Annotated in this window: 16 protein-coding genes and 1 tRNA gene; 5 read left to right on the top strand and 12 right to left on the bottom strand. The window is 65.6% G+C overall.

The genetic code is table 11. From position 1 onward, the window contains the following. From AC1DWU_RS02130 to AC1DWU_RS02150, 5 genes are all read right to left on the bottom strand, one after another. A complete protein-coding gene (locus tag AC1DWU_RS02130; RefSeq protein WP_477148304.1) occupies window positions 1-903 on the bottom strand; it encodes a carbohydrate ABC transporter permease in 903 nt (300 codons plus the stop codon). Next, window positions 900-1,778, bottom strand: a complete 879-nt coding sequence (locus AC1DWU_RS02135; RefSeq protein WP_477148305.1) for a carbohydrate ABC transporter permease — start codon at window positions 1,776-1,778, stop codon at window positions 900-902. The genes AC1DWU_RS02130 and AC1DWU_RS02135 overlap by 4 nt, the downstream gene beginning before the upstream one ends. A gap of 146 nt (window positions 1,779-1,924) precedes the next feature. Further along, the gene (locus AC1DWU_RS02140; protein WP_477148306.1) at window positions 1,925-3,190 is read right to left on the bottom strand and encodes an ABC transporter substrate-binding protein; all 1,266 of its coding nucleotides are present in this window, start codon (window positions 3,188-3,190) and stop codon (window positions 1,925-1,927) included. Between the two features lie 257 nt (window positions 3,191-3,447). Beyond that, complete coding sequence (locus AC1DWU_RS02145) at window positions 3,448-4,344, bottom strand: phosphotransferase family protein (protein ID WP_477148307.1); 897 nt, start codon at window positions 4,342-4,344, stop codon at window positions 3,448-3,450. A gap of 51 nt (window positions 4,345-4,395) precedes the next feature. Continuing rightward, the gene (locus AC1DWU_RS02150) at window positions 4,396-4,557 is read right to left on the bottom strand and encodes a hypothetical protein (RefSeq protein WP_477148308.1); all 162 of its coding nucleotides are present in this window, start codon (window positions 4,555-4,557) and stop codon (window positions 4,396-4,398) included. A gap of 311 nt (window positions 4,558-4,868) precedes the next feature. On the opposite strand from AC1DWU_RS02150, the gene AC1DWU_RS02155 reads away from it, so the two are divergent. Continuing rightward, on the top strand, window positions 4,869-5,039 hold the full coding sequence (locus tag AC1DWU_RS02155; RefSeq protein WP_477148309.1) for a hypothetical protein: 171 nt from the start codon (window positions 4,869-4,871) through the stop codon (window positions 5,037-5,039). Here the strand turns inward: AC1DWU_RS02155 and AC1DWU_RS02160 are convergent. After that, the gene (locus AC1DWU_RS02160) at window positions 5,036-5,596 is read right to left on the bottom strand and encodes a hypothetical protein (protein WP_477148310.1); all 561 of its coding nucleotides are present in this window, start codon (window positions 5,594-5,596) and stop codon (window positions 5,036-5,038) included. The genes AC1DWU_RS02155 and AC1DWU_RS02160 overlap by 4 nt on opposite strands. 185 nt (window positions 5,597-5,781) lie before the next feature. Here AC1DWU_RS02160 and AC1DWU_RS02165 point away from each other — a divergent pair, with 185 nt between their 5' ends. Further along, window positions 5,782-6,528 carry a GntR family transcriptional regulator gene (locus AC1DWU_RS02165; RefSeq protein WP_477148311.1) on the top strand — a complete coding sequence of 249 codons (747 nt, stop codon included), beginning with the start codon at window positions 5,782-5,784 and terminating at the stop codon, window positions 6,526-6,528. A gap of 99 nt (window positions 6,529-6,627) precedes the next feature. Continuing rightward, window positions 6,628-6,870 carry a DUF2188 domain-containing protein gene (locus AC1DWU_RS02170; RefSeq protein WP_477148312.1) on the top strand — a complete coding sequence of 81 codons (243 nt, stop codon included), beginning with the start codon at window positions 6,628-6,630 and terminating at the stop codon, window positions 6,868-6,870. Between the two features lie 3 nt (window positions 6,871-6,873). Here the strand turns inward: AC1DWU_RS02170 and AC1DWU_RS02175 are convergent, their stop codons facing one another. Both AC1DWU_RS02175 and AC1DWU_RS02180 read right to left on the bottom strand, forming a co-directional pair. Further along, on the bottom strand, window positions 6,874-7,056 hold the full coding sequence (locus AC1DWU_RS02175; protein ID WP_477148313.1) for a hypothetical protein: 183 nt from the start codon (window positions 7,054-7,056) through the stop codon (window positions 6,874-6,876). A gap of 115 nt (window positions 7,057-7,171) precedes the next feature. Continuing rightward, window positions 7,172-7,594: a DUF1236 domain-containing protein gene (locus AC1DWU_RS02180; RefSeq protein WP_477148314.1), complete on the bottom strand. Its 423-nt coding sequence runs from the start codon at window positions 7,592-7,594 to the stop codon at window positions 7,172-7,174. Between the two features lie 203 nt (window positions 7,595-7,797). On the opposite strand from AC1DWU_RS02180, the gene AC1DWU_RS02185 reads away from it, so the two are divergent. Both AC1DWU_RS02185 and AC1DWU_RS02190 read left to right on the top strand, forming a co-directional pair. Beyond that, the gene (locus AC1DWU_RS02185) at window positions 7,798-8,175 is read left to right on the top strand and encodes a GFA family protein (RefSeq protein WP_477148315.1); all 378 of its coding nucleotides are present in this window, start codon (window positions 7,798-7,800) and stop codon (window positions 8,173-8,175) included. A gap of 9 nt (window positions 8,176-8,184) precedes the next feature. Next, a complete protein-coding gene (locus AC1DWU_RS02190; protein WP_477148316.1) occupies window positions 8,185-8,493 on the top strand; it encodes a hypothetical protein in 309 nt (102 codons plus the stop codon). Between the two features lie 12 nt (window positions 8,494-8,505). Here the strand turns inward: AC1DWU_RS02190 and AC1DWU_RS02195 are convergent. From AC1DWU_RS02195 to AC1DWU_RS02210, 4 genes are all read right to left on the bottom strand, one after another. Continuing rightward, a tRNA-Thr gene (locus AC1DWU_RS02195) sits at window positions 8,506-8,581 on the bottom strand. An 89-nt stretch (window positions 8,582-8,670) separates the two neighbouring features. Beyond that, window positions 8,671-10,062, bottom strand: coding sequence for a heme biosynthesis HemY N-terminal domain-containing protein (locus AC1DWU_RS02200; protein WP_477148317.1), 1,392 nt, complete (start codon window positions 10,060-10,062; stop codon window positions 8,671-8,673). After that, a complete protein-coding gene (locus AC1DWU_RS02205) occupies window positions 10,059-11,351 on the bottom strand; it encodes a COG4223 family protein (RefSeq protein ID WP_477148318.1) in 1,293 nt (430 codons plus the stop codon). The genes AC1DWU_RS02200 and AC1DWU_RS02205 overlap by 4 nt, the downstream gene beginning before the upstream one ends. A 27-nt stretch (window positions 11,352-11,378) precedes the next feature. Next, window positions 11,379-12,101 carry a uroporphyrinogen-III synthase gene (locus AC1DWU_RS02210; protein ID WP_477148505.1) on the bottom strand — a complete coding sequence of 241 codons (723 nt, stop codon included), beginning with the start codon at window positions 12,099-12,101 and terminating at the stop codon, window positions 11,379-11,381. Between the last annotated feature and the right edge of the window lie 9 nt (window positions 12,102-12,110).

Here is a 12,110-nt window from a genome sequence, read left to right on the forward strand (position 1 = left end):
CTACTTCACGGCTCCCGCGAGGAGGCCCGAAACATAGTACTTCTGCAACAGCAGGTAGATGACGATGCAAGGAATGATCGAGACGGTCACCCCTGCCTGCAACATGCCCCAGTCGGTGCCGCCGAGCATCGTGCGCGTGCGCGCCGCCGCGAGAATAAGCGGCAGGGTAAAAGTCTCGCCGCGGTTCATCATCACCAGCGCCCCGAGGAACTCGTTCCACGAGGTGATGAAGGCGAACAGCGCAACGGTGACGATGGAGGGCACCACCGAGGGCAGGCAGATGCGCACCAGCACCTGGAACGTGTTGCAGCCATCGATGACGGCGGCCTCCTCGAGCTCCTTGGGAATGGCCTCAAAACTGTTTCGCATCACATAGAGGCTGAAGGGAAGCTGGATGGCGGTGTGGATGATCGCCAGCCCGAACAGGGAATTGGTGAGCTTCAGTTGCGCGAACATCAGGAAGATCGGGGTGAGCAGAGCCTGGTAGGGGATGATCAGCGCCATCAGCAGGAAGACGAACAGGGCTTCCTTGCCCGGTATCGGAAACCGCGCCAGGGCGAACCCCGCCGGGATCGTGAGCAGTAGCGTGAGCGCAATGGTCAGGAATGCCGTGCCGAACGAATTGAGCAAGTAGACTGGCAGACCGGCCTGATACTCCCAGAGCTTGAGATAGCTCTCGAAGGTGAAGCTCTGGGGGAAATACGTCGGCGGGATGGCCGCCGCTTCCGACGGCAGCTTCACCGAGGCGGTGACCGCCGCGTAGATCGGCAGCAGCATGATCAGCGACAGTGCGATCAGCACGGCGCCCGCGAGGTATTTGCCGCGCCCCTGCCAAAGCGCCGTGATGAACCCGAAGCGCGCCGGCGCGCTTGCCATGCGCTGGTCTGTCCAAGTGGTACTCATGCGTGGCTCCTGCGGGTTAGCACCATCTGCAGCAGCGTGAACAACAGCACGAAGGCGGCAAGGATCAGCGACAGCGCAGCGCCATAGCCGAGTTTCAAATACGGGAAGGCGTTGAGATAGACGTAGAACACCGACGTTGCGGTGAGGTTCTGCGGCTGGCCGGCCGTCATGATGTAGAACTGGTCGAACGCCAGCAGCGAGCCGATCACCGAGATCAGGGTTACCAGCAGCACGGTCCTCAGCGTCAGCGGCAGCGTGATGCTCCCCAGCCGCTGCCAGAACGAAGCGCCATCAACCAGCGCGGCCTCGTTGACCTCGACCGGGATCGCCTGGATGGCGCCGACGAACAGGATCATCCCAAACCCGATGACCTTCCAGGTGACGGAGATGATGATCGCCCAGTTCGAGAGATCGGCATGGACGCCGAGCCAGAGAACCGGCTCCTGGATCAGGCCGAGGTCGCGCAGTATCGTGTTGATGAACCCCGAGTCCGGCGAGAACAGCCAGTACCAGAGCAGGCTCGAGGCCCCGAGGCCGATGACGACGGGAATAAAGACGATGGTGCGCGCCGTGCGCTGCAGCTTCGAATTGCCCGCCACCAGCAGGGCGATCGCATAGCCCCCGATCATCAGGATCGGGGTGATCAGCAGGGTGTATTTGAGCGTGAAGCCCAGCGAGATCCAGAACTGCTTGTCAGCGAACGCCTTGGTGAAGTTCGCTGTGCCGACAAACTTGGGCGGCGTGATCAGCGACCACGACTGGAACGACACCCAGACCATCTGCCCGAACGGATAGACCGTGAAGGCCGCGACGAACAGCAAAGCCGGCGCCAGATAGAGCAAACCCACCCATTTGCCGCGTGACGATGAATACATGGAACCGCTTTCGAAGTCTGAACCGCGCCCGAGGGGCGGCCAACATCATAGAGTAACCCGTCCGGGAAACGACCTCTGAGGGAACCGCGACGCCCCCACCGGGAGCGTCGCGACCCACACCGCCCCGGGAGGGACGACCGGAAGGCCTATTCCGCTGCAATCGCCTTCATCTGCGCCTTGGCGTCGGCGATGATGGTGTCGATCGGATCGTCAGTGTAGTAGACGCGCTGCAGCATCTGCAGCCACGGGCCCTGCGGCGAGTTGATCAGCTCGAAGAACTTGAGCGTGTACGGGGTACGCGCCACGTCGAGCGCCGTTGCCATCTTCTGCACCAGCGGGTTCTCGTCGAAATACTTGTTCTTGGCCATGTCGCCGCGTGTCGTGAGGTTGAGGAGCTTGGCATAGCTCTCGACCTGCACTTCGTCGCTGAGGATGAACTTCATGAAGTCCACCGCGTCCTGGACGCGCTTCGATCCCTTGGGGATCGTCACGATGTCGCCACCAGCGAACGATGCCGTGGTCCCGGGCTCGATGCCCGGCAGGAAGGTGATGCCCACGTTGCCGTTGAACAGCTCGGGGTTCTGCTCCTTCAGCAGATACAGATTGAAGTTACCCGTGCCCATGATGCCCACCTTGCCGGTGCCGAACTGCTCGGCAAAGGTGCTGCCGTTCTCGGACTGGTTGGCCGGGTTGATCAGCCCTTCCTTGTGCATCATGCGGGCCCATTCGAGCACCTTGGGCAGGTTTTCGCCGGTCAGCGGCTCATCGGCGGCATCCTTGGGCTCAATCGTACCACCCGAAGCCCAGATCAGCGGGCCGAAGGTGAAGATGTTGCAGCCCGCGCAGTTGCCCGCGAGGTAGTAGCCGTAATTACCGTTACCGAGCGCGGTAACCTTGGCGGCCATGTCGTGAATGTCCTGCAGGCTCTTGGGACCGACTTCAGGGTCGAGGCCAGCCTGCTTGAACAGCAGCTTGTTCCAGTAGAGCACCGACACGTCGGCGTAGAGTGGCACACCGTACAGGTGCCCGTCATAGGTCGACACCTGAACGTGGCCAGGGCTGGCGGTCTTCAGTTCCGTCCAGTCCTTGGTGAGCTCGGTGATGTCCTCGAGTTGGCCGGCCGCTTCGAATTGCGGGCCATAGATGAGGTCCATGCCCATTAGGTCCGGAACCTCGCCGGAGGCAATGGCCTGGGCGAGCTTGGGGACCATTTCAGCATGGTCGATGTAGGTCAGCACGATCTTGCGATCTGGATTTTTCTCGTTCCATGCGCGAACGAGCTCGTCCACCATCGACGCGTTGCCGCCGGTGCGCTCCCACATCTGTAGGTCTGCCGCCCATGCCGACACCGGCATCGCCGCGAGCAAGGCGGCTGCAGCCACCGCACCCATAGCTAGTTTCTTGAAATTCATATCGGTTTCCTCCCTCTGCCGACAACGCCCTCCGGTCCCCGCGACACGCAGGGCTCCTCCCGGAAACGGCGAGGAAAAGCTGTTCACCTGTTGTCTCCGCAACCCGCACTTGCTGGCGGGCTTACGGATCAGGAAAAGCTTTTCTCGCGGCTTGGTCGCACGTTTTGATGTCATGCGCAAGGGATCAGGAAAAGCTTTTCTCGATTTACACTCGAGTGGCGCGCATCGTTGCCTGCTACGTGGCCGGAAATGCCGGTCTAGTGGCTCGCAAAACCGATCCGCTTCAGCTCCGCCACCCAGTCAGTGACGTTGGCGATGGCCTTCTCCTCGGGCAGGAACCCCTCGGCAAGCTCGGCCAGTCGCAGGGCCGAGGTGTAGAGCATCACCAGTTCACGCTTGACCGGGAAGCGCGCCAACTCCTCGTAGCGCTCGATGATCCGGAGCGTGAGGTCGGCCGAAATCCAGTTCGAATAGCTGAGGTCGCGGTGGCGGGAGCCGAAGCCGGAATCGGCAAAGTCGTAAACGCCGTTGAGCAGACCGGTCTGGTGATCGAAGGCCATGTTCCAGCCATGACCGTCGAAATAGCCGTAGATCAGTTCGTCGCCTTCGATGCTGAGCTTCCGGTACGCCGCGACGGTGCGCTTCAGAAACCCCTTGTAGCCGCGTGGCAGCTTCGGTTCGGCCCCGGCGACGATCTCGTCGGGCCCCATCCACGGATCGACGCCAGTTGCCCCCACCGCTTGCATGCGGTTGAGCGGCAGCACGTGCAACTCGGCATAGAGCTGCGCCATGCGCGTGGCCAAAGCGTTCCGCCGTCCTTCGTCGAGCGCCAGGTATTCTGCGGTTTCTAGCGATGAGCCTGGTAGCTTCAGATGCTGCGAGAACGGCACCGGCCCTTCATGCAGCACCATCTGCGGCAGCGGCATGGTGACCCGCGGCTTGAGGAACGCCAATAGCGCCACTTCGCGCCTTAGCCGCGCTTCCGCTTCCGGATTGCGGGCAAACTTGAAGATCCAGCCGTCGCACTCGAGCGCAACGCTGTCCCAGCCGCCGGTGAGAGTTACGAAATTGCCGCCCGCGAACTGCGGCAGCGTTCCGATGACGAGTGCGCGAAAGCGCGCGATCTCCGCCGCCGGCACCCCCTCCATCGTCATGACTCCCCATCAAGCGGTGGGGAATCTAGACGAGGCCGGGGGAAAGTCCAATCATGCAGGATGCAGTTCCCGCACGTTTTCCTTGTGGCGGCGGGGCGCCTTGGCATGGTGGCGTGCCTTGGGAGCCTGCGCGCGACGGTGTGCCGGGAGCCGCACGCCGAGCGCGTCGGCGACGGTTTTTTCCAGCAGGCGATCGAGTTCTGCCTTGTGCATGATGACGTCTCCTTTGGCCGCGCGAAGTCGTGCCCCGCGCCATTTGGAGAAGAAACGCCCGGCCGGCGGCCGGGTTGCCTGTCGCAGAGTTCAGTTTCTAGTGATCGGCGGCAGGTCAACAGCACGACGCGCTGGGCCGAACGCGATTACTTCGCGTGGATCAAGGCCTTGATCTCCGAATCGGCTCCCAACTGCTCCCGGAAGTGCCATCAATTTCCGTTAACAATTCCGGCGGATACTGTCCGAACCGGAACATAAGAGGCGTCACCGGCTGTATCAGATGTGTTTCCGCCAAACAGCGGAGGGGCAACATGCGGTCCGTCGGCCTGGCAGCGATCCTGCTCGCTGTCCTGATCTTTCTGTTCCCGTGGTATCACCAGTGGCTGCCCTACCTGCGCCTCAGCATCGGTGACAGCCGGCTGCTCGGCGGCCTCTCCCTCGCCGTCGGCGCGCTGACGCTGATCATCTACCGCAACCGCTAGTCCTTCGACGGGCTTTCCTCGGGCTTCGATCCCGGCAGCTTGTCGTTGGCGAACGCCTCCGCGAACATCGCCTCGACGCTTTGCACCTTGCGCGGCGCAGGAGGTGTGACCGGCAGCGGCGCCTTGACTGCGGGCTTCTCGGCCGCGCCAGGCGGCGCCATCTGAACCGCCGGCGGCTTCGGCTCGACCGGCTTTGGCGCCGCGAACGGCACCACTACGCCGCTGGGCTCCGCCGGCTCCGTTGCCACTGCCGCCGGTGTCGCGACCTCCGGCTTCGGCGCTGGTTTCGCTTCGGGCTTTGCCGGCTCCTCGCGCTTCGGCTCCACCTTCTCGGCTTCGGCCTTCGCCGCCTGAGGCCTGGCCATCGGCGGCCTCGCCACCCGTACCGGCATCGACGTTACCGCAGCTGCCGCCACCGGCGCCGCGGCGCGTGCCCGGCGGAGGCGGCGGCTGAGCCGCCCGCGCTCGAGCGCCGAATAGCCGATCAACAGCATCAGGCTGGCGGCCACGCCGACCCCGAGCCCAACCAGCAACCACACCACCGCATCGTAGTTCATTCCCGGCTCCACTCGCCGCGTCACGTCGCTGCCACCATGCCGGATTTATGCGCTGCACCGCAACGTTGCCAGCCGTTCAACTTCCCTTGGGGATACCCGTCCTGCGCCCAAAGCCCCAGTGGACATGCGACGCCCAACCCTTATCTACTGCCAGCATCGCCGCGCCGAGATCCCCCAGGACGCACATGACGCAAACCAGAACGCGCCCGCTGCTGCCCGACGTTGTCCGCTCCGAACTGCGGCGCGCCATCATCGAGGGCGAGTTCCCCCCCGGCTCGAAACTGCCCAACGAGGATGCGCTCTGCACCCGCTACGCGGTGAGCCGCATCACCCTGCGCGAGGCGGTTCGCGGGCTGATCGAGGACGGCTATGTCATCCGGCGCCAGGGCTCCGGCACGTTCGTCACGGCGGGGCCGAAGCTGCGCAATTCGCTCGACACCAATTTCAGCTACACCGAATACCTCGAAAGCACCGGCCTCAGCGTCACCAAGCGGGTACTCGACGCCGTGCGCGTCCCAGCCGACGAGGCCGTCGCCACCGCGCTCAACCTCGCCGCGGGCGCCGAAGTGGTGGTGGTGCGCCGTGTGCGCAGCGCCGACGGCAAGGCCGCCATCTACTCGGTCGACAGCCTGCCGACCGATATCGCCGACGCCAAAAGGGACCTCAAGGCGTTCGGCCGTTCGCTCTACCAGTTGCTGGCCGACCGAGGCCACGACGTCGATCACGCGCGTGCGGTGCTCGCTCCGGTGATTGCCGATGCCGAGCTGTCGCAGATCCTCGACGTTCCCGTCGGCACCCCGCTGCAGCATTTGCGGCAGGTCGATCACGACACCGCCGGCCGCCCGGTCATGCTGTCGCTCGAGTGGCACGTGCCCTCGGTGATCGAGCTCAGGGTCTATCGCCGCGGCCCCGGCCCGCAGCCCAAGGGCTGAGCCTCGCCAACCGACAGCTCCTTGCGATCGAGTGCGGCACGCTCTCGCCATAATGGCGGGCGCACCCTACATATCCAGTGCAACCAAGGAGCGGCCGCCATGAGCACCGTGAAATACGAAGTCGTCCAGCATGATGGCGGCTGGGCATACAAGGTCGGGGACGTCCTCTCCGAGACGTTCCAGACGCATGCCGCTGCACACGAGGCAGCCGAGTCGGCCGCACGCCGCCAGCGGGTCGCCGGCACCACTGACGGCATCGAGTACGAGGATTCGCGCGGCACCTGGCACCAGGAGGTCGCCGAGGGCACGGACCGGCCCGATACCGTCGTCGAAGACGACTGAACCCTACTGCGCCAGCTTTCCCCTGAGCTCGTCGAGCTCGAGGATGCAGCGTTCGATCTCCGATTTGAGCGTCCGGCGCTCGGCCGGGCTCATCGGGTTCTTGGTCCCCGGCCGGCTCTGCCCCACGATATCCCGCAACGTCGCGATCTCGCGCTTCAGTTTGGCAATCTCGCTGGTCGCTACCATTGGGTGACTCTCCTTGACCCGCGTCTTGTCGCCCGATCGCGGCCATCGCCGCAAGCAGCAATAAGCCCGCCCGGATGTACCGGGCGGGCTTCGTTCGTCAGCCGATGACAGCGGACTATTCCTTGGCCGCGACGACTACGCCTGGCGAATAGACGACGGTGCGATCGCCCAGATCGACGAACCACACGCGGTCGTTGGTGTAGAAATAGCCGTGATCGGGATCACCCTCGATCACGTGCAGCTCGATATCATCCGGCACGACGTAGCCGACCTCGATATCGCCCTGGATCACCACCGGCTCGGTGGGATGCAGCCGCACGTAGTCGACCGAAGCGTCGCTGACCACGCTGGCGCCGATCACAGCGCCAGTGAAGCCGCCGATGACGGCACCGATCGGTCCGAAAATCAGCCCGCCGGCAATAGCGCCGCTGACGCCGCCGGCCGTGCCGCCGACTGCTGCACCGGCATCGCTTTGCGCCAGGACCGAGCCTGTGCCGAGCGCGAGAACTGCCACTGAGGCAAGGAGAAGTCTTTTCATTTTTCTAGCTCCTAAGCTTTGGTGTGCCCAGGAGGAGAAGTCGCGAGCCCCAGATGGGTTCCTGCGACAGATCCGCCAATCGGGATGCCCCGGCGACTATCGGGCGGGCGTGGTCCTGCCCTGACGAATGCCGATCGACAGCGCCCGCGAGCATAATGAACCCGATGCACCGTCCGGTGTTGTGCCTCGGTGAGGAAGCAGAGATGGACGCAGCAATCAGATTTGGCGGATGCCGCTGTGGCGCGGTGAGGTACGAAGTCCGGGGCGAGCCCGAGGTGGTCGGGCTATGCCACTGCACCGACTGCCGGAAAGAGACCGGTTCGGCCTTTCTTGCTTACGCGGATTGGCCACGCGACCAGTTCAGCGTCGCCGGGGACTTCGTCACCTTCGAGGGAAGGAGCTTCTGCTCGGTCTGCGGCTCGCGGCTGTTTCATCTTGGCGCCGATCATGCAGAGATCTGCATCGGCTCGCTCGACGCCGCCCCCAGCGACCTGCGCCCTTCGCGCGAGGGCTGGACGATCCGGCGCGAGCACTGGCTGAAGAGTGTCGATGACGCTCGGCAGGCCCAACGAGACCCGTGAGGTGGCCCGATGTTCGTCGTTCAAATCTACCTGCCGCTCGAGATGCCGGATGGATCGGCAGTGCCCGCAAGTGTTTTCGAACGGACCAAGGCTGAACTCACCGACCATTTCGGCGGTGTCACGGCCTTCTTGCAGTCGCCCGCCGATGGAGCCTGGAAACCGTCCGAAGGCGAAGCCGTGCATGATCGCATCGCCATTTTCGAGGTGATGGTGCGCGACGTGGATACGGTCTGGTGGCGCGAGTACCGCGATCGCCTGGAAGACGAGCTCGATCAGGAGCAAATCCTAGTCCGGTTGTTCCAGGTCACGGTGCTGTAGCTGGAGGGGAAGTGGTGCCGCTTAGGTGACTCGAACACCTGACCCCATCATTACGAATGATGTGCTCTACCAACTGAGCTAAAGCGGCTTCATCGGCGCGAGCGACGCGCCGATGCGGGGTCTAATACAAGCGAGCGCTGTCACGCGCAAGAGAGCACAGACACGCTCTTTCGCCGCTTACCCCTCAGGGAGCGCGAGCGGCCCGCCCTGTGGCTTTTCGGGCTCAGCCGGCGCCGGTGCAGGCGCGCTCTCGGGCAGCGCCGGTGTCGTCCCGGTGCGCGTCGCCACGGCACTGGTCGGCACCCGCCACTCGAACGCATCGAGCTTGCCGGTCACCGGTGACAGCGGTTCCCACTCCTCGGCGGTAATGCCGTCGGCGGTCCACACCGGATCGCGCGGCGCCCGCACCGCCCGGTTCAGCCAGTCGCGCGCCTTGCCCTTGTCGCCGGACTGTCCGTCCTCGATCTCGGCCATCAGCAGGCACACCGCCTGCGACGGGTTGGCGTTCGAGTAGCCGGCCAGGGCCTGCCTGGCGACCACCCAGTCGAAGGCATCGATCGCGGCCCGCGCCAGCACCAGCGCGCTGGCCTTGTTGGGCGGCGGGGTGTCGATCAGTTCGTTGACCCGCTTCAGCCGGTCGACCGCGGACACACCGGGCACCGAGTTGGCGAACAGCGTCGCGATATCGGGGTGCGACGTGGCCCGCCATACCCGCCGGAGCAGGCTCATCGCCCGCCGTGCCTCGCCGCGATTGGAGTAGATGCGCGCCGCTATCAGCGCCGCCGGCACGAAATCCGGCTGCAGCTTCAGCGCCGACAGCGCGTGCTCCAGCGCCGCATGCGGGTCGGTGCCTTCGGCCAGCTGGGCACGCGCCGCTTCGACTACGGCCTGGCGACGGCGCTTGCGCGTCTTCTCCTCGCGCGTCACGGCCTGCTCATCGGCGATCATCCGGTAGGCATCGTCCCAGCGGCCATTGCGGGTGAGGTCGTCGAAAACCGCCTCGCGCGCCCACGGCGCCTGCGGCGAGATGTCGATGGCCTTCTGCGCGAAGGTCAGCGCAGCGTCGGGCCGCCCCTGCTGCCGCGCCTGGTCGTAGAGCCCCGAGAGGGCCGCGAGGGCGGTCTTGCGATTGGTGATCAGCGCCCGGTAGTGCTCGCGCGCCGAATGCATGTCGCCCAGCGCCAGGTCGGCGCGGGCTTCGAGCAGCTGGGCCGCCGCGTTGCGCGGCAGGTTTCCGCGAGCGTCGCGCGCCAGCTGCCGCGCCCGGTTGGCGTCGCCGGCCTGCAGCGCAATGAACCCGTCCGACAGCGCCATGTAGCCGGCATCCTTCCGCCGCTCCCGCGATTGCCGAGCGATGTAGTAGGGCGCCGCGATGATGCGCTTGACGATGCCCCAGATGAGGATGATCAGCACCACTGCCGCCACTGCGAGGAAGGCGGCGACGCCCAGCCGCGGCTGCATGCGGAAATCCAGGAACTCGATGGTGAGCGTCCCCGGCAGGCCGATCAGCCAGGCAATGCCCGCGGTGACCAGCAGGCTGACGATGAGCCAGTAGGCGAGCCGTATCACGGAGTGGCCTCCGCCGTCGGAGCAAGGGCCCGGCTACGCAACTCGGTCATGAAGTCTTCCGCTGCGGCAAGCTTGACGATATCCGGTCCGGCAGTCGCGGCGCCGGCCTGCATGGCCGGCGGCAATTGCCCGAGCAGTTCAGCCGCGGCCTTGAAATCATGCCGTCCGACTGCGCCTTCGAGCCGCGAAACGATCGCCTCCGGACTATCCCCCGGCACCTCGCCCACCGGACGCAGGGCCAGAAGCCCCTTCATCCACTCGAGCGCATCCTCACCCATGTCGCCGCTGCTGACTGCGGCACGACCGGCGAGCACGTTCGGCACTTCGGCGGTAAACCGCGCCGCCACAGCGTCGGGGCGCGGCAGCCCGTCAGCGGCGGCCGCCTCGACCGCCCCCGGCACCGTCAGGTCCGGCAGCAGCGCCTTCAATCCTGCGAGCTCGGCTGCAAACGGCCGGCCGTTGCCGATGGCGTTTTCGAGCCCCGACACGACCAGCGGCAGCCGCACCGCCGGACCGATCTCCGCTCCGCCCAGCGTCTGGTTCTGTGTCGAAATCGCCGCCTGCGTCGCGTCGACCTCGCCCTTGAGCGTGGTGATCGCCGCGTCGGTGGCACCAACCCGCTGGTCCAGCGTCGTCAGCAGCGTGCGCAACTCGGCGATCCCCGCTTCGATCGTGCGGATGGTCTCGGCCAGCGCGGTCGCATCGGCTGTCGACGCGCCTGCGCCGATCGCCGTCACCCGGTCCTCGAGACCCTTCAGCTGCGCCTCGATCGGCGCCAGGTCCACCGGCGCGGCAGCGGCGGGCAACGCCGCGATCGACTGCCGCACCTCGTTCAGCCCGCCATCGAGCTGTGTGATGGTCGCGTCAAGGCTGACCTGGGTGCGCTTGCCCTGCTCTTCCAGCGCCGCAAGGCGCGTCTCGATCTCGCTGAGGCTGCTGTCCGTCGCATCGAGCCGCGCCGCGGGATCGGCGATCACCGGCCGCTGGTCGGGCAGCGGCAGCCAGTTGCCGAGCCCATAGACCAGGCCCGCACCAAGCAGCCCGCCAGCCACAGCCGCGATCGATATGGCGCTCCACGGCATGGCCAGTCGCGCCTGCGGACGTGGGGGCGGTGGGGGCGCCGGACGCACCGGCTCTTCAGCCGCCTCAGGGATCGCCTCCGCCGCGGCTTCTACCGCAGCCTCGGCCGCCTTGCCGCGCGCCGTCGTTGCGGCGGCCGGCTTCTCGGCCTCCCGCGCCTTCAGCTCGATGACCGGCGGCTTGACGGGCCCCGACTTGCGTTCAGCCATGCGGCAATTCCTCGATTGTTCCGGTCATCATGGGTTTTGGTCGCGCGCAAACGACAAGGCAAGCCCCATCATCGCCTCTTCGCTGGGATGGTCGGCGAGCCCGACCCGCACGAAATGGGCATCGAGCAGCGGTGCGGCAACTGCCTCGGACAGGCAAAGCACGCCGAACTGCGCGCGCAGCGACCTGTCGAGATCGCGCTCCACCAGGCGCACGAAGGTTTGCGCCGTGCGTTTCGAATAGAACAGCGCCGCCTCGATCTCGCCGTCACCCAGCCGTCCCACCATGCCCTCGGGCAGCGTCACTACCGGGTTCATCGCGTAAACTTCTGCAGTGATCACCATCCGCCCGAACGGGGCCAGCGATTTGCCGAGATCGGCCGACATATCGCGCGCCGCCGGATAGAAGATCGGCCCGGCGAGCGGCACATGCACCAAAAGCTCTGCGAGATCGGCGAAGGCGCCCTGCGCGCTGGTCACCTCGGCAAAGCCGAGTTCGCGCGCCATCGCCGCGGTGCGGTTGCCTACGGCGTAGAGCGGTAGCTCGAGATATCGGGCGAGCACCCCGCGCTCATCGAGCGCCCGCAGCGCATTGGCGCTGGTCACTGCGATCGCGGCAAAACCCTTGGGATCCGGCAGGCCCACCTCGAGCGTCTGGTGCACCAGCAGCGGGCACGCCACGCCCTCGATACCGAGCGCACCCAGCCTTGCGGCGGTATCGCTCGCGTCGGGGTCTGGCCGGGTCACGAGCATCTTCAAGTT

The organism is Devosia sp. P2_G7 (genome assembly GCF_056403495.1).

What these genes read in the sequence shown, in the direction of transcription:
- AC1DWU_RS02130 (WP_477148304.1), bottom strand. Translation starts at nt 903, where the DNA reads ATGAGTACCACTTGGACAGACCAGCGCATGGCAAGCGCGCCGGCGCGC.
- AC1DWU_RS02135 (WP_477148305.1), bottom strand. Translation starts at nt 1,778, where the DNA reads ATGTATTCATCGTCACGCGGCAAATGGGTGGGTTTGCTCTATCTGGCG.
- AC1DWU_RS02140 (WP_477148306.1), bottom strand. Translation starts at nt 3,190, where the DNA reads ATGAATTTCAAGAAACTAGCTATGGGTGCGGTGGCTGCAGCCGCCTTG.
- AC1DWU_RS02145 (WP_477148307.1), bottom strand. Translation starts at nt 4,344, where the DNA reads ATGACGATGGAGGGGGTGCCGGCGGCGGAGATCGCGCGCTTTCGCGCA.
- AC1DWU_RS02150 (WP_477148308.1), bottom strand. Translation starts at nt 4,557, where the DNA reads ATGCACAAGGCAGAACTCGATCGCCTGCTGGAAAAAACCGTCGCCGAC.
- AC1DWU_RS02155 (WP_477148309.1), top strand. Translation starts at nt 4,869, where the DNA reads ATGCGGTCCGTCGGCCTGGCAGCGATCCTGCTCGCTGTCCTGATCTTT.
- AC1DWU_RS02160 (WP_477148310.1), bottom strand. Translation starts at nt 5,596, where the DNA reads ATGAACTACGATGCGGTGGTGTGGTTGCTGGTTGGGCTCGGGGTCGGC.
- AC1DWU_RS02165 (WP_477148311.1), top strand. Translation starts at nt 5,782, where the DNA reads ATGACGCAAACCAGAACGCGCCCGCTGCTGCCCGACGTTGTCCGCTCC.
- AC1DWU_RS02170 (WP_477148312.1), top strand. Translation starts at nt 6,628, where the DNA reads ATGAGCACCGTGAAATACGAAGTCGTCCAGCATGATGGCGGCTGGGCA.
- AC1DWU_RS02175 (WP_477148313.1), bottom strand. Translation starts at nt 7,056, where the DNA reads ATGGTAGCGACCAGCGAGATTGCCAAACTGAAGCGCGAGATCGCGACG.
- AC1DWU_RS02180 (WP_477148314.1), bottom strand. Translation starts at nt 7,594, where the DNA reads ATGAAAAGACTTCTCCTTGCCTCAGTGGCAGTTCTCGCGCTCGGCACA.
- AC1DWU_RS02185 (WP_477148315.1), top strand. Translation starts at nt 7,798, where the DNA reads ATGGACGCAGCAATCAGATTTGGCGGATGCCGCTGTGGCGCGGTGAGG.
- AC1DWU_RS02190 (WP_477148316.1), top strand. Translation starts at nt 8,185, where the DNA reads ATGTTCGTCGTTCAAATCTACCTGCCGCTCGAGATGCCGGATGGATCG.
- AC1DWU_RS02205 (WP_477148318.1), bottom strand. Translation starts at nt 11,351, where the DNA reads ATGGCTGAACGCAAGTCGGGGCCCGTCAAGCCGCCGGTCATCGAGCTG.
- AC1DWU_RS02210 (WP_477148505.1), bottom strand. Translation starts at nt 12,101, where the DNA reads ATGCTCGTGACCCGGCCAGACCCCGACGCGAGCGATACCGCCGCAAGG.